This window comes from Catellatospora tritici (assembly GCF_019083965.1).
GTDB lineage: Bacteria > Actinomycetota > Actinomycetes > Mycobacteriales > Micromonosporaceae > Catellatospora > Catellatospora tritici.
Genome location: NZ_JAHRCY010000001.1, coordinates 676,583 through 698,458 on the forward strand (window position 1 = coordinate 676,583; position 21,876 = coordinate 698,458).

General features: G+C 71.5%; 21 protein-coding genes. 9 read left to right on the forward strand and 12 right to left on the reverse strand.

Features of this window, described 5'->3' with window-relative positions; translation table 11 throughout:
* Positions 1-80 precede the first annotated feature (80 nt).
* Positions 81-614 carry a DUF4245 family protein gene (locus KUA19_RS02975; RefSeq protein ID WP_217394474.1) on the forward strand — a complete coding sequence of 178 codons (534 nt, stop codon included), beginning with the start codon at positions 81-83 and terminating at the stop codon, positions 612-614.
* A 7-nt stretch (positions 615-621) separates the two neighbouring features.
* On the opposite strand, the gene KUA19_RS02980 is transcribed toward KUA19_RS02975, so the two are convergent.
* Positions 622-1,539, reverse strand: a complete 918-nt coding sequence (locus tag KUA19_RS02980) for an NAD-dependent epimerase/dehydratase family protein (RefSeq protein WP_217394475.1) — start codon at positions 1,537-1,539, stop codon at positions 622-624.
* A gap of 120 nt (positions 1,540-1,659) precedes the next feature.
* Here KUA19_RS02980 and KUA19_RS02985 point away from each other — a divergent pair, with 120 nt between their 5' ends.
* Both KUA19_RS02985 and KUA19_RS02990 read left to right on the forward strand, forming a co-directional pair.
* Positions 1,660-2,355, forward strand: a complete 696-nt coding sequence (locus KUA19_RS02985) for a TetR/AcrR family transcriptional regulator (protein WP_217394476.1) — start codon at positions 1,660-1,662, stop codon at positions 2,353-2,355.
* A 46-nt stretch (positions 2,356-2,401) separates the two neighbouring features.
* Positions 2,402-3,325: a carbohydrate kinase family protein gene (locus KUA19_RS02990; RefSeq protein ID WP_217394477.1), complete on the forward strand. Its 924-nt coding sequence runs from the start codon at positions 2,402-2,404 to the stop codon at positions 3,323-3,325.
* Between the two features lie 334 nt (positions 3,326-3,659).
* On the opposite strand, the gene KUA19_RS02995 is transcribed toward KUA19_RS02990, so the two are convergent.
* The 8 genes from KUA19_RS02995 to KUA19_RS03030 all read right to left on the reverse strand — a co-directional run bounded on the left by KUA19_RS02995 (position 3,660) and on the right by KUA19_RS03030 (position 11,929).
* On the reverse strand, positions 3,660-4,634 hold the full coding sequence (locus tag KUA19_RS02995) for an NAD(P)/FAD-dependent oxidoreductase (protein ID WP_217394478.1): 975 nt from the start codon (positions 4,632-4,634) through the stop codon (positions 3,660-3,662).
* A gap of 9 nt (positions 4,635-4,643) precedes the next feature.
* On the reverse strand, positions 4,644-5,438 hold the full coding sequence (locus KUA19_RS03000; RefSeq protein WP_217394479.1) for a S1 family peptidase: 795 nt from the start codon (positions 5,436-5,438) through the stop codon (positions 4,644-4,646).
* Positions 5,439-5,530: 92 nt separating this feature from the next.
* Positions 5,531-6,217 (reverse strand): aggregation-promoting factor C-terminal-like domain-containing protein, encoded by a 687-nt coding sequence (locus KUA19_RS03005; RefSeq protein WP_308167294.1) that lies wholly within the window; start codon positions 6,215-6,217, stop codon positions 5,531-5,533.
* Between the two features lie 180 nt (positions 6,218-6,397).
* Entirely contained in the window at positions 6,398-7,690 is a 1,293-nt protein-coding gene (gene phoH2, locus KUA19_RS03010; protein WP_217394480.1) for an RNA 5'-3' helicase PhoH2, read from the reverse strand.
* A 119-nt stretch (positions 7,691-7,809) separates the two neighbouring features.
* Positions 7,810-8,514 carry an aggregation-promoting factor C-terminal-like domain-containing protein gene (locus tag KUA19_RS03015; protein WP_217394481.1) on the reverse strand — a complete coding sequence of 235 codons (705 nt, stop codon included), beginning with the start codon at positions 8,512-8,514 and terminating at the stop codon, positions 7,810-7,812.
* A gap of 240 nt (positions 8,515-8,754) precedes the next feature.
* Positions 8,755-9,525, reverse strand: coding sequence for an isoprenyl transferase (locus tag KUA19_RS03020; RefSeq protein WP_217394482.1), 771 nt, complete (start codon positions 9,523-9,525; stop codon positions 8,755-8,757).
* 29 nt (positions 9,526-9,554) lie between these two features.
* Entirely contained in the window at positions 9,555-10,010 is a 456-nt protein-coding gene (locus KUA19_RS03025; protein ID WP_217394483.1) for an RrF2 family transcriptional regulator, read from the reverse strand.
* 83 nt (positions 10,011-10,093) lie between these two features.
* Positions 10,094-11,929, reverse strand: a complete 1,836-nt coding sequence (locus KUA19_RS03030; RefSeq protein WP_217394484.1) for a phosphoenolpyruvate carboxykinase (GTP) — start codon at positions 11,927-11,929, stop codon at positions 10,094-10,096.
* A gap of 403 nt (positions 11,930-12,332) precedes the next feature.
* Here KUA19_RS03030 and KUA19_RS03035 point away from each other — a divergent pair, with 403 nt between their 5' ends.
* The 3 genes from KUA19_RS03035 (at position 12,333) to KUA19_RS03045 (ending at position 16,369) form a co-directional block, all read left to right on the forward strand.
* Positions 12,333-15,056: a sigma-70 family RNA polymerase sigma factor gene (locus KUA19_RS03035; RefSeq protein WP_308167295.1), complete on the forward strand. Its 2,724-nt coding sequence runs from the start codon at positions 12,333-12,335 to the stop codon at positions 15,054-15,056.
* Between the two features lie 9 nt (positions 15,057-15,065).
* Entirely contained in the window at positions 15,066-15,575 is a 510-nt protein-coding gene (locus KUA19_RS03040) for a GtrA family protein (protein ID WP_217394485.1), read from the forward strand.
* A 62-nt stretch (positions 15,576-15,637) separates the two neighbouring features.
* Positions 15,638-16,369, forward strand: coding sequence for a GtrA family protein (locus KUA19_RS03045; RefSeq protein WP_308167296.1), 732 nt, complete (start codon positions 15,638-15,640; stop codon positions 16,367-16,369).
* Positions 16,370-16,379: 10 nt separating this feature from the next.
* Here KUA19_RS03045 and KUA19_RS03050 read toward each other — a convergent pair whose 3' ends face one another.
* From KUA19_RS03050 to KUA19_RS03060, 3 genes are all read right to left on the reverse strand, one after another.
* Positions 16,380-16,946 carry a PH domain-containing protein gene (locus KUA19_RS03050; RefSeq protein WP_217394486.1) on the reverse strand — a complete coding sequence of 189 codons (567 nt, stop codon included), beginning with the start codon at positions 16,944-16,946 and terminating at the stop codon, positions 16,380-16,382.
* A gap of 184 nt (positions 16,947-17,130) precedes the next feature.
* Positions 17,131-17,937 (reverse strand): biotin--[acetyl-CoA-carboxylase] ligase, encoded by an 807-nt coding sequence (locus tag KUA19_RS03055; protein WP_217394487.1) that lies wholly within the window; start codon positions 17,935-17,937, stop codon positions 17,131-17,133.
* A 3-nt stretch (positions 17,938-17,940) separates the two neighbouring features.
* Entirely contained in the window at positions 17,941-18,855 is a 915-nt protein-coding gene (locus KUA19_RS03060) for a hypothetical protein (RefSeq protein WP_217394488.1), read from the reverse strand.
* 148 nt (positions 18,856-19,003) lie between these two features.
* Here KUA19_RS03060 and KUA19_RS03065 point away from each other — a divergent pair, with 148 nt between their 5' ends.
* The 3 genes from KUA19_RS03065 to KUA19_RS03075 all read left to right on the forward strand — a co-directional run bounded on the left by KUA19_RS03065 (position 19,004) and on the right by KUA19_RS03075 (position 21,836).
* Complete coding sequence (locus tag KUA19_RS03065; protein WP_217394690.1) at positions 19,004-20,587, forward strand: acyl-CoA carboxylase subunit beta; 1,584 nt, start codon at positions 19,004-19,006, stop codon at positions 20,585-20,587.
* 113 nt (positions 20,588-20,700) lie between these two features.
* Positions 20,701-21,642, forward strand: coding sequence for an NYN domain-containing protein (locus KUA19_RS03070; RefSeq protein WP_217394489.1), 942 nt, complete (start codon positions 20,701-20,703; stop codon positions 21,640-21,642).
* Positions 21,639-21,836 carry an acyl-CoA carboxylase subunit epsilon gene (locus tag KUA19_RS03075; RefSeq protein WP_217394490.1) on the forward strand — a complete coding sequence of 66 codons (198 nt, stop codon included), beginning with the start codon at positions 21,639-21,641 and terminating at the stop codon, positions 21,834-21,836. Before KUA19_RS03070 ends, KUA19_RS03075 begins: the two co-directional genes overlap by 4 nt.
* The last annotated feature ends 40 nt before the right edge of the window (positions 21,837-21,876 follow it).

Sequence of the window (21,876 nt, forward strand, 5' to 3'; positions counted from 1 at the left end):
CGAACCCTGAACGTACGTTCGGGTTGTTACGTCGGTGCCCTCGTGGCGGTGTGACCTGTGACATCGGCGAAGATGGTGGGGTGAGCACAGCACCCGTCGAGACCGAGCCCGCCCAGGTCCCCGCCTCCGGCGGCCGTACCCCCAAGGACATGGTGATGTCCCTGGGCGTGCTGCTCGTGCCGGTGCTGCTGCTGGTGCTGGGCTACCGCCTGTTCTACGGCTGGAACGACGCGGTGACCGTCGACCCGACCCCGGCGATCGAGAGCGCGGGACGGGCCAGCATGGCCCCGCTGCCCGGCGCGGTCGCGCCCGATGGCTGGCAGACGGTCACGGCGAAGTGGTCCGACGGCAAGCTGCGCATCGGCTACCTGGACCGGGACAACCACGGCGCCCGGCTGGTGCAGTCGCGCACCTCGGCGGCGGAGCTGGTCAAGGCCGAGCTGGGCGAGAAGGCCCAGCTCGGCGAGCAGACTTCGGTCGGCGGGGTGACCTGGCAGCGCTACCGCGCGCCGGACGACGAGTTCGCCCTGGTCCGCACCTCCGGCGACACCGCGATCCTGCTGGTCGGCCGCGATGTCGACCTGGCCGAGCTCGCGGCCGCGGTCTCGCACTGAGCCCCGGTCAGGCGTCGCAGTAGCGGGCGGCGGTGTCGGCGAGCGTCTCGTCCATCGGCGTGGGCGCCAGCCCGAAGGTGCGCTCGGTCAGCGACGAGTCCATGGTGAACGGCTTGGCGAACTGGTAGTACGTCGTGCGCATCTCCTTGATCATCGGAGAGAAGAGCCCTGCCGACCACAGCATCGGGTACGGCATGCGGGAGACCTTCGCCGCCGGGGCGCCGATCAGCTCGTTCGCCCGGACGGCCGCCTGGCGGGCCGAGATCGCGGGTGGGGTCGGCACGAGCCAGGCACTGCCCCAGGCCCGCTCGTCGCCCGAGACGGCGACCAGCGTGCGGGCCACGTCGGGGATGGCGGTCCAGCTGTGCGGGGCGTCCGGGTCACCCCACATCATGGCGCCGCTGCCCTTGGTGGTGCGGGCCAGCACGTAGTCGCCGAGGCCGCTGTTGGCCTGGAAGCCCAGGTAGTCGCTGGCCCGGACCTCGGTGACCCGGATGCGACCGGCCCGGTGCAGCGCCAGCGCGTCCTCCCACATCTGCGCGCGGATCCGCAGCTTGGGGTGAGTGGCCGCGAGCGGGGTGTACTCGTCGATGGGGGCGGTGACCGGGCCGTAGCCGTACAGGTTCCCGGCGATGACCAGGACTGCGCCACTGCGCTCGGCGGCCCGCAGCAGCGAGTCGGCCAGCGGCGGCCAGTCGGTCAGCCAGCGGTGGTACAGCGGGTTCGCGCAGTTGTAGAGGGCGGACGCGCCCGCGGTGAGCTCGGTAAGGCGGTCAGCGTCGGTGGCGTCCGCGGCGACGAGCTCGATGCCGGGTGCGGCCGGGCCGGTGCCGCGACGGGTGATCATCCGAACCCGCTCGCCTCGCGCTGCCAGCAGGCGGGCGGTGGACGAACCGACGGGACCGGCGCCGACGATGACGTGCATGGCTGTCTCCAGATCTCTGCATTCAAACGAGAGCACCGCTCTCTGTTGAGACCATTAGACACACCGCGCGAAGTCCGTGTCAAGAGCAGTGCTCTCGGAACGTTGCTATGCTCTGTCGGCATGACGGCAAAGAACCTCCGGGCCCGCGTACGCGACGAGCTGACCAGCGAGATCAAGGCGATCGCCCGCCGCCAGCTGGCCACCGACGGCGCGGATCTGTCCCTGCGCGCCATCGCCCGCGAGCTGGGCATGGTCTCCTCGGCCGTCTACCGCTACTTCCCCAGCCGCGACGACCTGCTCACCGCGCTGATCATCGACTGCTACAACGAACTCGGCGAGGCGGCCGAGCAGGCGGTCGCCGCGTGCGGGCCGGAGAGCAGCCTCATGGAGCGCTGGCTGGCCATCGGCCACGCCGTACGCGACTGGGCGCTGGCCCACCCCGCCGACTACGCCCTGATCTACGGCTCGCCGGTGCCGGGCTACCACGCCCCCCGCGACACCGTCGGCCCCGCCTCCCGGGTCACCACCCAGATGCTCGGCCTGCTCGTGCAGGGCGTGGCCGCCGGCGCGATACCAGCCGACCCCGGCACCCCCGAGGTGCCGCCGGGGCTGGCGGCGGAGCTGGACCGGTTCGCCGAACAGGTGCCCGGGGTGTCCCGGCACCTGCTCGCCCGCGCCCTGACCGCCTGGGTGCAGATGTTCGGCGCGGTCAACTTCGAGCTGTTCGGGCGCCTCACGAATCTGATCGACGACAGCCGCCGCGAGCTGTACGACCTCCAGCTGCGGGTAATGGGCGAATACCTCGGACTCCAGTGACGGCCGCCGCATTGCCCGCCCGGCACCGGCACGACACACTGTCCGGGTGATCGTCGTCGCCGGAGAACATGTCGTGGATCTCGTCCCCGCTGGGGACGGACTGCTGCGCGCCGCGCTCGGTGGCGGCCCCGCCAACACCGCCATCGCGGCGGCGCGGCTCGGCGCCCCGGTCGCGATGGCCGCGCGCCTGGGTCGCGACTCGTTCGGCGCCGCGTTCCGCACCCGGCTCACCTCAGCGGGCGTCGACACCCGCTACCTGATCAACACCACGCAGCCGTCGGCGCTGGCCCTGGCCTCGGTCGGTGCGGACGGCGAAGCGCTGTACGACTTCTGGCTCGCCGGTGCCGCCGACTTCGGCTGGCGCGACCGCGAGCTGCCAGACCTGCCGGACGGCAGCACGATCCACATCGGCTCGCTCGCGGCGTTCCTGCCGCCCGGCGCGGACGCGCTCGAGCGCTGGGCGCTGCGCCACCGCGAGCGCTGCACCATCACTTTCGACCCGAACGTACGCAGCGTCGCCCTGGCCCGGCCCGACTCGCTGGTGCGGCTGGAGCGCCTGGTCGAGCTGTCCCACCTGGTACGGGCCAGCGAGGGCGACCTGGCCCACGCGTACCCGCACGTGCCGCCGAACGAGACCGCGCACCGCTGGCTGACCTGCGGCCCGAAGCTGGTCGTGCTCACCCACGGCGACGCGGGCGCCACCGCGATGACCACCGAGACCGAGGTCACCGTCGCCGCGCCCGCGATCTCGATGGTCGACACCATCGGCGCGGGCGACACCGCGATGGGCGCCCTGCTGGCCTGGCTGCACGACGCCGGCCGCCTGCGCGATCAGCTCTCCCGCGAACTGGCCCCCGAAACGCTGCGCCTCATGCTGCGCCACCTCTGCGACGCGGCGGCACTCACGTGCACCCGCCCCGGCGCCGACCCGCCGACCCTGGACGAACTCCGGGCCTTCCAGCTCGTATAACTATCTGCTTCTGCGGCCCGCTGCGCTGCACCCATGGCTTTGCTCTGCACCCATGGCTTTGCTCTGCACCCATGGCTTTGCTCTGCACCCATGGCTTTGCTCTGCACCCATGGCTTTGCTCTGCACCCATGGCTTTGCTCTGCACCCATCGACGCGATGATCGCTCGGGCTCACTGTCGAGCGCTCACACGTGACGAGCGCTCGACAAGCGTGATGCGTCAGCGGGTGCAGAGCAAGATTTCGGGTGCAGAGCAAAGTCGGTCGGCGTGAGCACTCCTGCCCGTCGCGCCCGTGGGTGCAGAGCAAGCCGGTGGGTGCAGAGCAAAGGCGCGCGTCAGACCACGTCCTCGGAGGAGTGGCCAGGGAAGAGGTGGGCGCTGGGGTCGATGACGATCGCGGCGTTGTTGACGGCGGTGGCGGCCTCGCCGAAGCCGGTCGCGATCAGGCGAACCTTGCCCGGGTACTCGACGATGTCGCCGGCGGCGAAGACGCGGGGCAGGTTCGTGGCCATCGTGGAGTCGACCAGAATCTGACGCTTCTGCAGGTTCAGGCCCCACTCGGCGAGCGGGCCGAGGTCGGCGGTGAAGCCGAGGGCGGCCACCACGACGTCGGCCGGGATGATCTCGGTGCCGTTGAGTTCGGCGGACTCGATCCGGTCGGTGCCGATAAGCCGGGTGACCTGGCTGTTCACCGCGATGCGGACCGGTAGTGCGCTGACCCGGGCCACCGTCGCCGCGTGCGCGCGGAACTTGTCGCGCCGATGCACGAGCGTGACGCTCGCCGCGATCTCGGCCAGCGCCAGCGCCCAGTCAAACGCCGAGTCGCCCCCGCCGACGATCACCACGTGCTTGCCCGCCAGCACCGCGGGGTCGGGTACGAAGAAGATCACGCCGGTGCCGGGGAAATCCGCGGCGGCGGGCAGCGGGCGCGGCGTGAACGAGCCGAGACCGCCGGTGATCAGCACGGCGCCGCAGCTCAGGCTGGTGCCGTCGCCGAGGCCGAGCACGGGCAGGTCCTCGGTGTAGGTGAGGGTGGCGGCCTGCACCCCCAGCCGGTACGCCGGATTGAACGTGCCCGCCTGCGCGACCAGGTTCGCGATCAGCTCACGCCCGCGCACCTGCGGGAACCCGGCCACGTCGAAAATCATCTTCTCCGGGTACATCGCCGTCACCTGCCCGCCCGCCTCGGGCAGGGCGTCGACGACCAGGGTGCTCAGGCCGCGGAACCCGGCGTAGTACGCCGCGAACAGGCCGGTCGGGCCGGCTCCGATGATCGCCAGATCGACATCGGCCGTGCTGCGCTCCGTCATGGGGTGAACCTAGTCGCGCGCGGGCTGCTCCTCAATGGCCGCCCGGATATCGGCCGCGAACCGCGAGACCTGCGTGTAGACCCCCGGGTACGCGGCCCGCCCGCAGCCTACGCCCCAGCTCACGATGCCGACCTGCACCCAGCGGGCGCCGTCGCGGCGCAGCAGCGGCCCACCCGAGTCGCCCTGGCAGGCGTCCCTGCCGCCGTTGCGCAGGTCCCCGGCGCAGATCATGTCGGAGGCCACGAACGGGTAGCCCTTACTGCGGAACAGGTTGCCGCAGGTGCCGTCGCCTACGTACGGGACCTGCACTTTGCGCAGGTGGCGCTGCTGGGTGAGCGCGCCCTCGCGCAGGGCACCCCAGCCGATCACGGTCAACGCGCCGCCGTCCAGACCGGTGCCGGTGGGCAGCGCGACGACGGGCAGGTCGACGGTGTGGGCGAGCCGGATCAGGGCCCAGTCGTCGCCCCGCGTCACGTCGGTGAAGCCCGGCGCCCGGCGTACCCGCTCGCTGCGCACCTCGAGGGCCTTGGCGGAGCCGAGGTCGGGCGAGCCCATGGTGACCACGTACGACGAGGTGGCGCCGGTGCGACTCGCGCAGTGTGCGGCGGTGAGCACGTACCGGGAGCTGATCAGGGTGCCGGCGCAGCCGTTGTTGAGCCGTACCACGAAGGGGAACTCGGAACCGCCCGCGAGCGCCCCGCCGACGATCTCGGTCCGGGGCGGCTCGTCGGGACGCGCGTGCGCGGCCGACCCGAACCCCGCCAGTCCGACCATCACACCTATGACCAGCGTAAACGCCCGCATCGCCCACTCCTCGCCGTCCGAATTCACCCGATATTAGGCGTTACCGGGTGTAGTTTCGGTCGGACTTGCCGGACGGACGGGCTGTCGTCTGCCTAGTACCAGCCGGAGTCCTCGGAGTGCTGCCAGGCCTTGCACGGGGTCTGGTAGCGCCGCTGGATGTAGTCCAGCCCCCACTTGATCTGGGTGACCGGGTTGGTCTGCCAGTCGTCGCCGAACTTCGCCATCTTGTCGCCCGGCACCGCCTGCGGGATGCCGTACGCGCCGGAGCTCTTGTTCTCCGACTTGATGTTCCAGTGCGACTCGCGGGTCCACAGCTTGTCCAGGCAGGGCATCTGGTCCAGGCCGAAGCCCTCCGACAGCAGGACGGCGCAGCCGATGGCGCGGTTGCCGCTGTAGGTGTTGCAGCTCGTCGGGATGGGGCCGAAGTTCTGGGTGCGCCCGGCGCCGCGGCGACTGGCCTCGTTCTCGGCCGCGGCGGCACGGGCGGCCGCCAGCGCGGCCTCGGCGCGGGCACGGGCCTCGGCGAGCGCCTGCAGCGCCCGCTCGTCGGCGGTGGCGGCGAGCCAGTCCTCGATGTGGTCCTTGAGCATCCGCTGCTCGGCGGCGTCGGCCGCGTACTGCCGGTTGGCGTTGGCCGCACCGGTCTGCTCGTCGTGGAACCGGTCCACGTACAGGCCGCCGGCCACACCGCCGAGGAGGGTCAGCAGGGCGACGGCGCGCAGGATGATGCTGCCGCGCGGGGTGGCACGACGACGGCGGGCACGGCGGGGCCGAGACACTCCGGTGTCCTTTCGGAGGTGCCCGCGTGCCGCGTCCGGTGCCAGGGATGTCGGGGGTGGACGGGGCCGGGCATCGAGGGGATTCCAGCCCAGCCTTACCCAGCGGACCGGGATCTGTCGCCCCCACCTGGACGACTGTGACCCCGGTCACGCCCTAAAACACCACTTATCCGGGCGAGTTCACTCCTCCAGGAGGTCGGTGACCACTTCGGCGATGGCAGAACGCTCCGAACGGGTCAGCGTGACGTGGGCGAAGAGCGGATGACCCTTCAACGTCTCGATGACCGCCGTGACGCCGTCGTGTTTGCCGACCCGCAGGTTGTCGCGCTGCGCCACGTCGTGGGTGAGCACCACCCGCGACCCGGCGCCGATCCGCGACAGCACCGTGAGCAGCACGCCGCGCTCCAGCGACTGCGCCTCGTCGACGATCACGAACGCGTCGTGCAGGCTGCGGCCGCGAATGTGGGTCAGCGGCAGCACCTCGAGCATGCCCCGGTGCAGCACCTCGTCGCGTACGTTGTCGTGCACCAGCGCGCCCAGGGTGTCGAACACGGCCTGCGCCCACGGCGACATCTTCTCGGCCTCGGTGCCGGGCAGGTAGCCCAGCTCCTGCCCGCCCACGGCGTACAGCGGCCGGAAGACGATCACCTTCTTGTGCTTGCCGCGCTCCATCACCTGCTCCAGGCCCGCGCACAGGGCCAGCGCCGACTTGCCCGTGCCGGCCCGGCCGCCCAGCGACACGATGCCGATGCTGTCATCCAGCAGCAGGTCCAGCGCGATGCGCTGCTCGGCCGAGCGGCCCCGCAGCCCGAACGCCTCACGGTCGCCGCGGACCAGCTTCACGGTCTTGTCGGTGTGCACCCGGCCCAGCGCCGAGCCGCGCCCGGCGTGCAGGATCAGTCCGGTGTGGACGGGCAGCCCGGAGGCCTCGTCCAGGTCGATGCCCTCACCGGCGTAGAGGGCGGTCATCTGCGCGTCCGCGAGTTCCACCTCGGCCAGCCCCGACCACGTCGGGTCCACGGCCTGGTCGTGGCGGTACTCGTCGGCCTGCAGTCCCACCGCGGCGGCCTTGACCCGCAGCGGCATGTCCTTGCTGACCAGCGTTACCAGCTCGCCCGCCTGCGCCAGCCCAAGCGCCACGGACAGGATCCGGGCGTCGTTGCTGTCGTTTCGGAAGCCGCTGGGCAGCAGCTGCGGGTCGGAGTGGTTGAGCTCCACTCGCAGCGTCCCGCCGATCTCGTTGACCGGCAGTGGCACGTCCAACCTTCCGTGGCGTACCCGCAGGTCGTCGAGCAACCGCAGGGACTGGCGGGCGAACCAGCCGAGTTCCGGATGATGCCGCTTGCCCTCGAGTTCGGAGATGACCACGAGTGGAAGCACGACGTTGTGCTCGGCGAAGCGACGGATCGCGGCAGGGTCGGCCAGCAGCACGGAGGTGTCGAGTACGTAGGTGCGTATCGGGACATCGACCATGACTCACGCTAACCGCCGGAAGGCCGTTTGGCCAGCATGTTGGCGCTGATCAGCCACTTACCACCACCGATACGAGCTACTTTCGCGTCCCGTACCGGTGGTGGCAGGCAGTATTCGGCTCAGTACCAGTTGTTGTTCTGGAAGTGGGACCACGCACCCGACGGGGTCTTGTAACGATTCTTGATGTAGTCCAGGCCCCACTTGATCTGCGTGGCGGCGTTGGTCTTCCAGTCGTCGCCGAACTTGGCCATCTTGCTGCCGGGCAGCGCCTGCGGGATGCCGTACGCGCCGGAGCCCTTGTTCTCGGCCCGCGCGTTCCACCCGCTCTCGTGGTTCCACAGCTGCACCAGCGGCGGCATCTGGCTGTACGCGAAGCCGAAGCTCGGCAGCAGTTTGCAGGCGGTGAGCTGGTTGCCCGTGTACGCCTTGCACGACGATGGCGTCGCCGAGGTCGGCTTCGGCGTCGACGCCTTGGGCGTCGGCTTCGGGGTGCTGCGCTTGACGGTGGGCGTCGGCTTCGACGGGCCGGACCGGGTCACCGCCGGGGCGCTCTGCAGCACCCGGGGCGACGGTGTGACGGTGGGCGTGGGGCTCGCGGTCAGGCTCGGCGTGGGCGCGAGGCCGCGCTCGAAGTCGCGGCTGTACTGCTGCGCCGCCGCGTCGCGGGAGGCCAGGTCGACCGTGGTGGTGTCGTCGGCGGCCAGTCGGTAGCCGCCGAAGCCGAGCAGGGCGGCGCAGAGCGCACCGATGGCGATCTTTCGCGAATGGACCATGAACGGCTCGCGACGGCGATGGCTGGCGAACGGGGTACGGGGTGTCGACACGAGTCGGTCCCTTCGTCGGGGGTTCCGCGCCCAAAAGGAGGGGGAGGGCGCCGGGGGCAGCGCTTCCGCCGGGGGAGGCAAATGCGCTGGTCGCAGACCTTGCCGAAGGAATCAGAGCGCTGACAAGCTCGTCACGCCGTTCGTGAAACTCGTCACATTCTCAACAGGAATGCAGGTCAGCACGTGACACGAATCGGACAACAACTATCTGTTACCCGACCGTGACAGTGACCTGACTCATCAAGCACCGAAGCGGCGCTGGCGGCCCGCGTACGCCCGCAGCGCGCGCAGGAAGTCGACGTGCCGGAAGTCCGGCCAGTTGAGTTCGCAGAAGTAGAACTCCGAGTGCGCCGACTGCCACAGCAGGAAGCCGGACAGCCGCTGCTCGCCGCTGGTCCGGATGATCAGGTCCGGGTCGGGTTGGCCCCGGGTGTAGAGGTGCTCGGCGATGTGCTCCACGTCGATCAGCTCGGCCACCTCTTCGATGGTGGCCCCCGCCTTGGCGTGCTCCTGCAGCAGCGAGCGCACCGCGTCGGCGATCTCCCGGCGCCCGGTGTAGCCGACCGCGATGTTGACGAACGCGCCGCCCTGGCGGCCGCCGGTGCGGTTCTCGGCCGCCTTCAGCGCCGCCGCGGTGTCGGCGGGCAGCAGGTCCAGCGCACCGACCATACGCAGCTGCCAGGGGTTGCCGTCCTCGGCCAGCTCGGTGACCAGGTCCACGATGATCTGCAGCAGCGGATCCAGCTCGGCGGCGGGGCGGCGCAGATTGTCGGTGGCCAGCAGGTACAGCGTGACGTGCGCGATGTCGGCCTCGTCACACCAGCGCAGCAGTTCCTTGATCCGCGCGGCGCCGACCCGGTGGCCGTCGTTGGGGTCGACGTAGCCCATGTCGCGCGCCCAGCGACGGTTGCCGTCGCACATGACGCCGACATGGCGGGGCCGGGGCTTGCCCGCCAGCAGGGACGTCAGGCGGCGTTCGTACACCGAGTAGACGAGATCGCGCAGTTTCATCCTGGGCAGCCTAACGCCGCCGAAGCTGGTCAGCGCGGCTGCCAGGCATCGGGGACCGTGGTCAGATCTCGGACGGCCTCGGGCAGCTGGCCGGTGACCGCCTGGGCGAGGGTGACCTCGTCCACCACGCTGCGTACGGCGGCACGGACCGCGACCCAGACCAGCGGCAGGTGCAGCGAGGTCCCGGTGTAGCTGGTCTGCTCCGGGCGGTGCCCTCGTACGCCCGCGAGCGGGCCGTCGACGGCGCGCAGCACCATGCCGATGGTGATCTCGGTGGGTGGCAGGGTCAGGCAGTAGCCGCCGTCGGCGCCGCGCACGGCGTGGATGACGCCGCTGCGGCGCAGATCGGCGAGGACCGCCTCCAGGAACTTGCGGGGCAGGCCCTGGGCGTCCGCGAGGGCCTGGGCCGAGATGGTGGCGGGGTACGCGTTGGCAAGCTCAAGGGTCGCCCTGACCGCGTAGTCGCCTCGCGCCGAGATCTGCACGCTCCCATCATGCCCGCAGGCCCGCCGACGATGTCAGCGGGCCTGCGGGATGTGAACTGTTGTTGCCGAAATATGAACGGAAACTACTCCGTGACCCCGAGGCGGGCCTTGAGCGCGTCCAGCTCCGCCCACAGCACGCCGGGCAGCTTGTCGCCGAACTTCTCGAACCACTCGGTGATCTGCGGGATCTCCTGCCGCCACTCCTCGGCGCGGACCTCCAGGGCCAGCTCGACGTCGGCGACGGGCTGGGCCAGACCGACCAGGTCCAGGTCCTCCGCCCGGGGCACGAAGCCGACCGGGGTCTCGACCGCGCCGCCCTCACCCTCCAGCCGGTCCACGACCCACTTGAGCACCCGCGAGTTCTCGCCGAATCCGGGCCACAGGAACCGGCCGTCGTCACCGCGGCGGAACCAGTTGACGTAGAAGATGCCGGGCAGCTTGTCGGCGTTGCCGTCGGCGCCCTTGCCCATCGCGATCCAGTGCCGGAAGTAGTCGCCGGCGTGGTAGCCGATGAACGGCAGCATCGCCATCGGGTCGCGCCGGACCACGCCGACCTGGCCGACCGCGGCGGCGGTGGTCTCGCTGGACAGGGTGGCGCCCTGGAACACGCCGTGCACCCAGTCGCGGGCCTGGCTGACCAGCGGAATCGTGGTCTTGCGGCGGCCGCCGAACAGGATCGCCGAGATCGGCACACCGTTGGGGTCGTCGTACTCCGGGGCCAGGATCGGGCACTGGGTGATCGGGGTGCAGAACCGCGAGTTCGGGTGGCTGGAGACCTGCTCGGAGTCCGGGGTCCAGTCGTTGCCGTGCCAGTCGGTCAGGTGGGCCGGGGGCTCACCCATGCCCTCCCACCAGATGTCGCCGTCGTCGGTGCGGGCGACGTTGGTGAACAGCGAGTTGCCCGAGGCGAGCGTACGCATCGCGTTGGGGTTGGTCTTCCAGTCGGTGCCGGGGGCGACGCCGAACAGGCCGTACTCGGGGTTGACGGCGTACAGGCGGCCGTCCTCACCGAAGCGCATCCAGGCGATGTCGTCGCCCAGGGTCTCGACCTTCCAACCCGGGATGGTCGGCTCCAGCATGGCCAGGTTGGTCTTGCCGCACGCCGACGGGAACGCGGCCGCGATGTAGTGCACCTTGCCGGCCGGGTTGGTCAGCTTGAGGATCAGCATGTGCTCGGCGAGCCAGCCCTCGTCGCGACCCATCACGCTGGCGATGCGCAGCGAGTAGCACTTCTTGCCCAGCAGCGAGTTGCCGCCGTAGCCCGAGCCGAACGACCAGATCTCCCGGGTCTCCGGGAAGTGCGAGATGTACTTGGTGGGCGAGCACGGCCACGCCGTGTCGGCCTGGCCCGGCTCCAGCGGGGCGCCGACGGAGTGCAGCGCGGGCACGAACTCGGCGTCGGAGCCCATGGCCTCCAGCACCTGGCTGCCCATCCGGGTCATGATCCGCATGCTGGCGACCACGTACGCCGAGTCGGTGAGCTCGACGCCGAACATCGGGTTCGCCGCGTTGAGCGGGCCCATGCAGAACGGGATGACGTACATGGTCCGGCCGCGCATGCAGCCGCGGTACAGCTCGGTCATGAGCTGCTTCATCTCGGCCGGGGCCATCCAGTTGTTGGTCGGGCCGGCGTCGGCCTCGTCAACCGAGCAGATGAAGGTGCGCTCCTCGACCCGTGCGACGTCGGACGGGTCGGTGCGGGCCCAGAACGAGTTCGGACGCTTCACCGGGTCGAGCGGCGTGAGGCTGCCCGCGGCGACGAGTTCGCCGGTGAGCTGCTTCCACTCGGCCTCGGAACCGTCGACCCACACGACGCGGTCGGGGGTGGTGAGCTCGGCGACCTGGCGCACCCAGGCGATGAGCTTCGCGTGCTCGGTCGGATGCTGGTCTAGCCCTGCGATGACTGCCGGCGCGGTCATGGAAGTTCTCCTCGTGGTCGTCTTTGACCGACGGATACGACAGAGGAACGGCCGCTGGCCGCCTGTCGTCCGGGATGTGGGCTCAGCGTAAGCCCGGTCAGGGGCCAAAAGCCCGCTCCAGCTTGTGAATAACTGCACAAGCCTCGGTGCGACTGCACTCTCACGCACGGTTCTTCGGTGAACCGCGCACGATTCCGCAAAACCTTTCCTGCGTCCCATGTGTCACGGTCGCCCCTCCCGGCCGGGCGACCGCTGAAAATCACACGGCACATACCCGTCACCAGACGCTCGCGAACCTGGTTAACCGACTTCATCACGGTTTTGGCATATTCCGCAAATCGGGTGATTGGTCTAACGTCCGTAGCAGCCGGACGAAACTCGGACATTCCCCCCGGAGGCGGCCGTGACCACCGCGTACGACCCTGCCCTGGATCGACTCGATCCAACCAGCGACCACCACCTGATCGCCCTGGTGCGAGGGGGTGACACCGGCGCCTACGGACTGCTCTACCGGCGCCATTACGACAGCGCCCGGCGCCTGGCCCGGGTGCTGTCCCCCGACACCGCCGAAACGGACGACCTCATCGCCGAGACGTTCGCCAAGGTGCTGGCCGCCCTGCGCGAAGGCGGTGGCCCGGACAGCGCGTTCCGCGCCTACCTGCTGACCACCATGCGGCACACCCGCTACGACCGAGCCCGCCGCGAGCGCCGCGTCGAGCTGACCGACGACCTCACCCGGTACGAGACCGCGCAGCCGATCGACGACCCCACCATCTCCCGCCTGGAGACCTCGTACGCGGCGCGCGCCTTCGCGCGGCTGCCCGAGCGGTGGCGCGCCGTGCTGTGGCACACCGAGGTCGAGGGCGAGAGCCCGGCCCAGGTGGCGCCGATCATGGGCCTGACCCCGAACGGGGTGGCCGCGCTGGCCTACCGGGCCCGCGAACGGCTGCGCCAGATGTACCTGCAGGAGCACATCGCCACCACCGGCAACCCGCGCTGCCACTGGACCGGCTCGCACCTGGCCGGATACGTCCGGGCCGCGCTGGCCCGCCGCGACCGGGCCAAGGTCGACGAACACCTGACCGGCTGCGCCGAGTGCCGCCGACTGCACCGCGAGCTGACGGAGGAGAACAGCGGCCTTCGGGGGGTGTTAGCGCCCGTGCTGCTCGGCGCCGCGGCGGCGGGCTATCTGGCCGGCGCCACCCGACCTGCCCGCATGCCCAGGACGCTGCCCGGCCGGATAGCCGCCGGGCTGCAGGACCGGGGCCGCGCACTGCGCACCCGCTGGGCCGCCGCGGTCGCCGCGCCGGTCGCCGCCTGGTGGTGGCTGGCCGGGCTGCCCCGGCGGCTGGTCGCCCGGTTCGGCGCGGCGGGGGTGGTCGCGGGCGCCGGGGTGGCGGTCGCGGCGCTCGCCGGGGTGCTGGTGTTCGCCCTGATGACAGCGATGCCGGTGCCGGTGCGGCGGCCTCAGGCCATACCCGTGCCTGCTCCGGCCGGTCCCGCGTCCACCGGTGGCGCGCCCGCGACCGCGCCCGGCCCGACGCCAACCGGGCTGTCGGCCACCGCCCGCAGCCAGGCGCCACGGCCCTCGCCGACCCGCGCGGCGACCTCGCCGCCAGGCGCGGTCGAGCCCGTGGTGCCCGCCCCGGCGGTGCCGCCCGCCGAGTCCGACCCGGCGGCGGCAGACCTGGTCGCGGGCGGCAAGGGCACGCTGCCCATTCCCGTCCGCGCCCCCGGCCCGCCCGAGCGGACCACCGGCATGGACGGGTCGGGCAGCGGGCCCGCGCCCGACCGCGCCGAGCAGGGCACCGGCATCCCGGTGGCCGCGCCGCGCGGGCCCGTCATTGCCGCGCCGCGCGGGCCCGTCACTGCCGCGCCGCGCGGGCCCGTCACTGCCGCGCCGGTCGGGCTGGCGGCCGCCGCGGTACGGCTGGAGGTGACGCTCCCGGTCGGCGTGCACCTGATCGGCGCCGACGGCGGCGACGGCTGGCGCTGCGAGACCACCACCGGGGGCGCCGCCTGCGGGCATGGCGCGCTGCGCCCGGGGCAGCTGTCCACGGTGCGGCTGCCGGTCGAGGTGGACAAGACCGTCAGCGGGTTCCAGCCGGTGGCCACCGCGGTCGACTTCGGCGGGCGGCGGCGCGCCGCCGCGTTTCGGGTGCCGGTGGCCCCCGCGGGCATGCGCGCCGGGTACGCCGCCAGCGGCCGGGTCGACGTGGCGCTCGCGGGCAACACGCTGCTGTCGTGCAGCCCGCGCCCGCAGTGCTTCCAGTCCGACGACAACAACCTGCTGTCGATGCTGCCGCTGCTGCCCGGCGCGGCCGAACCCCAGGCACCGGACGGGCTGTTCGACAAGGGCGGCCCGAAGGGCCCCGACGGGCGGATCAGCGCCCTGGCCGGAGCGAAGGCCGCCGCCGGGGCCCGGTTGATCCTGCCCAAGGGCGCCCAGGTGCGCTGGGCGGGCCTGGTCGTGGCCACCTCGTCCGACCAGTTCCCGCAGACCGTCGCGCTGCACGGGCCGAGCGGACGCTGGCACCCCGTCGAGGTGCGGTTCGGGCACGGCCAGACCAGCCCGTCGCTGACCCAGGGCTTCGCCGACGTCACCGACCTGGTCCGCACCGGTGGCGACTGGTGGCTGGCCGCCCCCGCCGACGAGCTGCCCCACGGCAGCGGGCAGTACGCGGGCTGGAGTCTGGCCGTGGTCTACGCCCAGGACCGCGCCCCGCGCGCCGAGGCCGCCGTCTACCTCGGCCCACGCACCGGCCACGGCGACGACGACGCCACCGTGGCCCTCGGGCCGGGCGGGCAGGTCAAGGTCGGCCTGGCCCTGTGGGACGGCGACCTGAACATGGCCGGCGATTCGCTGTACATCGGGGACAGCCAGGTCGGGGTGGCGGGCAACCTCGCCGGGGGGCGCAACAGCAGCGCCGCGGCGCTGGCCTGCCGGGCCGACCCGGGGCGGTGCACCTGGCGTACGCCCGGCGTGGACGTGCTCTGGCTGGGCGCCCAGGCCGCGCCGGGCAGCGCCGCCCGCCTGCGCACGGGCCGCGATCCGCTGGAGGTCGGGTTGTTCGCGGTCGTCACCGGTGCCGCGCAGGCCGACGACCACGACGCCGCCGCCCGGTAAGCTCGGCACGTGACCCCTGAACCAGCCGCCGGGCTCCTCCCCCGGCTCATCGACCGCTTCCGACACCTGCTGCGGGAGCTGGGCAAGTTCGGCGTAGTCGGCGGACTGGCCTTCCTCGTCGACCTGGCGGTGTTCAACCTGCTGCTGGAGCCCGCCGGCTGGCTGGCCGCGAACGTCGCCTCGATGACGATCGCGGCCACCGCGGCGTTCCTGGGCAACCGCTACTGGACCTGGCGCGACCGGGAGAGCTCCAGCCTCCCCCGCGAGTACGCCCTCTACTTCTTCTTCAACGCGGTCGGGCTCGGCATCACCCTGGCGGTGCTGTGGTTCAGCCACGAGGTCCTCGGCGGCGTCTGGCCGGAGATCTTCCACACCCGGCTGGCCGACAACGTCTCGAAGATGCTGATCGGCAACGCGATCGCGACCGTGTTCCGCTTCTGGGCGTACCGGCGTTTCGTGTTCACCGGCCCACGGGTCGAGCTGCCCCAGCCCGCTCCGGCGCAGGCTTCCGCAAGGTGAGATGGCACGCATCCGGGGTTGCGGAACCTGTCGTCCTGATTCTTCTCGCGTAAAGTGACCGAGTGCACCGTGACCAGATGATGTGGGACCGCCTGCTGCCGGCCCGACTCCGCCGGCTCGGCCCGGAGGCCCTCAAGTTCGCCGTCGTGGGCGGGATCAACACGTTGGTCAACTTCGTGGTGCTCAACGTCATGGTGCTCACGATCTTTCCGAACGGCGAGCTCAAGGCCAACGTGGTCGCCACCGTCGTGGCCATGGTTACGTCGTACCTGATGAACCGGCACTGGACCTACAAGGACCGGCCGAAGGACGGGGTCACCCGCGAGTTCGTCATGTTCGTCATCTTCAACGCCGCGGGTCTGGCCATCGAGCTGGCCATCATGGGCGCCACCAAGTACGCGCTGGGCCTGACCAGCCTGTTCGCCCTGAACGTGGCCAAGTTCTTCGGCCTCGGCCTGGGCACGATCTTCCGCTTCTTCACGTACCGCACGTTCGTGTTCGCGCCGAGCAACACGGTCGCGGTCGGGGCGGGCGGCGCCGACATCGACCTGGGCCCGGCGCACCTGCACGTCGCCGACGTCGAGGAACTGCTCGACGCCGAGGCCGCCGCCACCACCGCGGTGGGTGTGCCGGTGCCCGCGCAGGTGCACCGCGACGACTTCTCCCGGCTCACCGCCTCACTGGAGGCGGAGTTCGCGGCCGAGGCCGAGCAGCTGGCCGCCCTGGACGCGGAGCTCAGCGACGCGCAGCTCTCCGACGAGCTGACGCAGGCCAAGCCGCGCCCAGAGCGGTAGGCCGGCGGACTTACTTCTCCTCGGCCTCGGCCTCGGCGCGCGTCGCCTGGGCCGGGGCCGAGTTCTTTGCGCCACGCTCGCTGTCGTTGAACGCGTACGCGTCCCGGTCCGCCTCGACCAGCTCGTACAGCCTGGTCTGAACCTTCTCCACGTGCGGAATGTCGCGCAGGACCGACTGGCCGCGCTCGCCCGCCGACTCGATGGTCAGCGTGCCACAGCCCAGCAGCCGCTCGACGAACCGCTGGTTCATGGAGTGGTCGTTGACCCGCGACAGCGGGATGTCACGACGGTCGCGGGAGAACACGCCCGTCTGCAGCAGCACCCGCTCGTTGGTGAGCACGTAGTGCGTGGTGCGCCAGACCAGCCAGGGCCAGAACGACAGCCAGGCCACCGCCACCACGGCCACGCCCGCGATGATGTAGATCAGCACCTCGTTGTCCAGCAGGACCAGCGCGCTGATCACCGCCGCGAGCGCCAGCACCAGCACGGTGACCGGCCAGATCATGGCCTTCCAGTGCGGATGCAGGTCGAGTTCGACCTGCTCGCCGTCGGTCAGCACGTCCTCGGGGAACGCCATCTTCCTTGCCTCCTAATTCGCGGGCTGTCAGTTCTTGCGCGATTGCCCGCGAGCAGGTTAGTGCGGCCACACCACCCTGAGGTATCCGCCGTGGGTCCCCGTCGCCTTTCCGTCTGTTCTGGCGGCCCCTGGCTTCTGTTCTGCCGGCTCCTGGCTGCGCGGCACGCGGTGCGGGTGCGCGGAGTCAGCGGAGGTGGAGGATGTCGCCGGCGGCGATGGGGCGCAGGGTCCCGTCGGGGGTGGCGAGGATGAGGCGGCCGTCGGGGTCGACGGTGGTCGCGGTGCCGGTGAGAGCCGAACCGTCCGGGAGGGACACGGAGACTTCCCGGCCGACCGTGGCGCACAGGCGCACATAGGTTTCCCGGATGCCGCTGGTCTCGGGGTCGCCGCCCGCGGCCTGCCACTGCTGGTAGCGGTCGCGGAGGCGGCTCAGGAGTGCGGCGGCCAGGGCGGTGCGGTCCACCGAGCGGGCTCCGGCCAGGTTCAGCGAGGTCGCGGGCAGGCCGGACGGGGTGATCGGCAGCTCGTCCGCCGCGAGGGTGACGTTGAGTCCGATGCCGATCACGACCGCGCCGGGCTGGGGCACCTCGGCCAGCAGGCCCGCGCATTTGCGCCCGTCGAGCAGCAGGTCGTTGGGCCATTTCAGCCCCGCCTCGAGCCCGGCCACCGCGCGTACGGCCTCGGCCAGGGCGACGCCCGCCAGCAGCGGCAGCCAGCCCCAGCGGGCCACGTCCACGGTCGGGCGCAGCAGCACGCTCAGGGCCAGCCCGGCCCGTGGGGGCGACTGCCAGGCCCGACCCAGCCGTCCCCGGCCCGCGGTCTGCGACTCGGCCAGCACGACCAGCCCTTCGGGCTCGCCGTCGCAGCTCGCCGCCACGTCGGTGTTCGTGGAGCCGGTCTCGGCCACGATCCGCGGTCGCCAGAACGGGCCGGTCTCGCGCCGCAGGCGGACCTCGTCGAGCGGCGGGCGGTCGTCGTCGGTCACGGGCACACGCTAGCCCGCGTGGCGGGCACGGACCGGGGCGGCGTCGCCGTCGCTGAACGGGCCGAGCCACTCGGGCAGCACGATGTCGGTCTGATCGGCGTCGGTGGCGACGCGGCGTGGCCGCTGCAGGGCCTCCATCCGGTGGCGCCGCACCGTCTCACCCGCACCCGCACCCGCACCGCCACCGGGGACGGCGACCAGGCTGGGTCCGAAGCCGGAGGGCAGGGCAGGCGTGGGGACGGGTGCGGCGGCCGCGCGGTCTGCGCTCTGGTCCGGCAGCGGTTCGGCCGCCCGGCGACGGGGCATCGGTCGGGGCGTGCTCGCGGCGGCGTCCTGCCGGATCGGGTGCACCGAGCCACCGACGTCGCCGCCAGTCGCGGCCGAGGCCGGAGCGGCGCTGCTCACCAGTTGCGGGGCCGAGGCCGACGCGGCGCTGCTCACCAGTTGCGCAGCCGGGGCCGAGGCGGCACTGCTCACCAGTTGCGCGGCCGGAGACTCGGAGCGGGTCTGCGCCATCGCGAGGACGGTTCGCGGGCGGTGTGCGAAACGGGATTCGGCGTTGATCCCCGGCACGCCGGTGCCGACGACCACGGGCGTGCGGCGGTCGGCCGCCGCCGGGGTCGCGGCCGAGAGCAGCGTCGCCTCGGCCGGGGCGGGCGCGGCGGCGCGTTCGGTCGGTCGGGCTGCGGCCGGTCGGGCTGCGGCCGCGGTGGTGGCCGACGCCGGGCCGCGTCGGGCCGGGTGGGGTCGGCGCGCCCCGGGGGCGGTCTGCCCGCCGGACCCGGGGCGGGGCCGGGGCGGGCTCGGTGGCGCCGAGACCGGACTGCGCCTACGCGTCGTGCGGGGGCGCGGTTCGCCCTGCCACGGTCGCACCACGGCGAGCACGGTGAAGCCGCCCACCAGCAGCGCTACCCCGAAGACCATCGTCACAATCGTCCTAACGACCACCCCAAACCAGACGAAACGACCACCCCTGTTTTCAAGATCATTTCGTTGACGATCCGGCGACGTGTGGCGCAGATGACTGAACGAGAGTTCAGGGGTTCGTTAGCATCACGGCGTGACGACAACGGTGCCGAAGGACAGCAGCCAGGTGAGCCGGACGACGGCGGGCAAGCTCGCCGACTTCGACCGGCGGGTCGAGGAGGCCGTGCACGCGGGCTCCGCGCGGGCGATCGAGAAGCAGCACGCCCGGGGCAAGAAGACCGCGCGCGAGCGGATCGAGCTGCTGCTCGACGAGGGCTCGTTCGTCGAGCTCGACGAGCTGGCCCGGCACCGTTCGACCAACTTCGGGCAGGACCGGAACCGGCCGTACGGCGACGGCGTGGTCACCGGCTACGGCACCGTCGACGGCCGCCCGGTGTGCGTGTTCGCCCAGGACTTCACGATCTTCGGCGGCTCGCTGGGCGAGGTCTTCGGCGAGAAGATCGTCAAGGTGATGGACCTGGCCATGAAGACCGGCTGCCCGGTCATCGGCATCAACGACTCCGGCGGCGCCCGCATCCAGGAGGGCGTGGCCTCGCTCGGCCTGTACGGCGAGATCTTCTTCCGCAACGTGCGCGCCTCCGGCGTGATCCCGCAGATCTCACTGGTCATGGGCCCGTGCGCGGGCGGGGCGGTCTACTCCCCCGCCGTCACCGACTTCACCGTGATGGTCGACCAGACCTCGCACATGTTCATCACCGGCCCGGACGTCATCAAGACGGTCACCGGCGAGGACGTGGGCATGGAGGAGCTCGGCGGCGCGCGCACCCACAACACCAAGAGCGGCAACGCGCACTACCTGGCCACCGACGAGGCCGACGCGATCGAGTACGTCAAGGCGCTGCTGTCGTACCTGCCGAGCAACAACCTCGACCAGGCGCCCGCCTACCCCACGACGGCCGACCTGGCCGTCTCCGACGTCGACACCGGGCTGGACACCCTGATCCCCGACTCGGCCAACCAGCCGTACGACATGCACACGGTGCTGGAGTCGATCCTCGACGACGGCGAGTTCCTGGAAGTGCAGCCGCTGTACGCGCAGAACATCCTCACCGGCTTCGGCCGGGTCGAGGGCAAGCCGGTGGGTGTGGTCGCCAACCAGCCGATGCACTTCGCGGGCTGCCTGGACATCGCCGCCTCGGAGAAGGCGGCCCGATTCGTGCGCACCTGCGACGCGTTCAACATCCCGGTGCTGACCTTCGTGGACGTGCCCGGCTTCCTGCCCGGCACCAGCCAGGAGTGGGACGGCATCATCCGCCGCGGCGCCAAGCTCATCTACGCGTACGCCGAGGCCACCGTCCCGAAGATCACGGTGATCACCCGCAAGGCGTACGGCGGCGCATACGACGTCATGGGCTCCAAGCACCTCGGCGCCGACCTCAACTTCGCCTGGCCGACCGCGCAGATCGCGGTGATGGGCGCGCAGGGCGCGGTGAACATCCTCTACCGTGCGGAACTGGCCGCCGCCGACGATCCGGTGACCCGCCGCGCCGAGCTCATCGACGAGTACGAGGACACCCTGTGCAACCCGTACGTCGCCGCCGAGCGGGGCTACGTCGACGCGGTGATCCGTCCCTCGGCCACCAGGGCACACATCGTGCGGGGCCTGCGCACGCTGGCCGCCAAGCGGGAGACGCTGCCGCCGAAGAAGCACGGCAACATCCCGCTGTGACGGGATGCCCCGGCAACGACTCCCCGGTAGTGGCATACATCAATCATCAGCGGTGAGTGACGCCCATGTGGCACAACGTTCACGTCGACCCTCCGGTGTGGAACGATGGCGGGATGAACCTGCCGCGGCGCCATACCGTGCTGGTCGACGTGGGCTACCTGTACGCGGCCTCGGGCGAACTGGTGCTGGGCACCTCCAACCGCTCGGAGTTCAAAGTGGACGCCGAGCCGCTGATTCACGCCCTCATGCAGCTCGCGGCCACGCGCCTGGGCGACGACCTGCTGCGGGTGTACTGGTTCGACGCCGCCCGCGACCGGGTCCCCACCATCGACCAGCGCGTCATCGCCCAGATGGGGCAGGTCAAGCTGCGGCTGGGCAACCTCAACATGCGCGGTCAGCAGAAGGGCGTGGACGCCCAGATCCGCAGCGACCTGGAGACGCTGGCCAGGCACAAGGCGGTCACCGACGCGGTGCTGGTCGCCGGGGACGAGGACATGCTCTCGGCGATCGAGGCGGCGCAGAGCTACGGGGTGCGGGTGCACCTGTGGGGCGTCGAGCCGCCGTACGGCACCAACCAGGCCGAACGCCTGCTCTGGGAGAGCGACACGGTGTTCACGCTGGACGCCGACACGGTCCGGCCGTACTTCACGCCGACCGGCCGCATCCGTACGCCCACGCCCGCCGAGGTGTTCTCGGGCCGCCCGGCGATCGCACTGCCCGTCGCGCAGGTGTCGGCGGTGCCCGAACCGCGGCCCGCCCCGGTCCGCCCGGTCGCGGCGCCGCTGCCCGAACGCACCGACATCGTCGACATCGGCGAGTTCGTGGCGCAGAAGTGGATTCTCGCCCGGGGGCGGGACAACATCGGCGACCTGCTGCCGGGGCCGAAGCTGCCGACCGTCATCGACAAGGAACTGCTGGTCGAGGCCGAGAAGGAGCTGGGCATCTCGCTGCGGCAGTATGAGAAGGCGCGGTTGTGGGTGCGCGACGGGTTCTGGTCACGGGTGTACCGGGAGTTCGGCATGAGCCGACCCCACGGGGAGGGAGAGCAGAGATGAGCGAGAGTCCGATCCGGATCGAGCGCGGGGTGCCGACAGCCGAGGAGGTGGCCGCGCTGGTGGCCGTACTGTCGGCACGGCCCGCCGTGGCACCGGCCACACCGCCCGCGGTGTCGGACTGGTGGCGCAGCGGCCTGCCCACGGTGACCAGGCCCGGGACGGGCGCGTGGCGGCGGTCGGGACTGCCCGCCTGACGGTGTGCATCCTTGCCCGATTTCGGTAGTCTGCAAGCGC

Bases quoted from the DNA above. Each gene is read 5' to 3' on its own strand.
- KUA19_RS03020 (WP_217394482.1), bottom strand. From the start codon at position 9,525: ATGAAACTGCGCGATCTCGTCTACTCGGTGTACGAACGCCGCCTGACG.
- KUA19_RS02980 (WP_217394475.1), bottom strand. From the start codon at position 1,539: ATGCACGTCATCGTCGGCGCCGGTCCCGTCGGTTCGTCCACCGCCCGC.
- KUA19_RS03075 (WP_217394490.1), top strand. From the start codon at position 21,639: ATGAGCGAGAGTCCGATCCGGATCGAGCGCGGGGTGCCGACAGCCGAG.
- KUA19_RS03050 (WP_217394486.1), bottom strand. From the start codon at position 16,946: ATGGCGTTCCCCGAGGACGTGCTGACCGACGGCGAGCAGGTCGAACTC.
- KUA19_RS02985 (WP_217394476.1), top strand. From the start codon at position 1,660: ATGACGGCAAAGAACCTCCGGGCCCGCGTACGCGACGAGCTGACCAGC.
- KUA19_RS02995 (WP_217394478.1), bottom strand. From the start codon at position 4,634: ATGACGGAGCGCAGCACGGCCGATGTCGATCTGGCGATCATCGGAGCC.
- KUA19_RS03030 (WP_217394484.1), bottom strand. From the start codon at position 11,929: ATGACCGCGCCGGCAGTCATCGCAGGGCTAGACCAGCATCCGACCGAG.
- KUA19_RS03000 (WP_217394479.1), bottom strand. From the start codon at position 5,438: ATGCGGGCGTTTACGCTGGTCATAGGTGTGATGGTCGGACTGGCGGGG.
- KUA19_RS03060 (WP_217394488.1), bottom strand. From the start codon at position 18,855: ATGGTCTTCGGGGTAGCGCTGCTGGTGGGCGGCTTCACCGTGCTCGCC.
- phoH2 (WP_217394480.1), bottom strand. From the start codon at position 7,690: ATGGTCGATGTCCCGATACGCACCTACGTACTCGACACCTCCGTGCTG.
- KUA19_RS03070 (WP_217394489.1), top strand. From the start codon at position 20,701: ATGAACCTGCCGCGGCGCCATACCGTGCTGGTCGACGTGGGCTACCTG.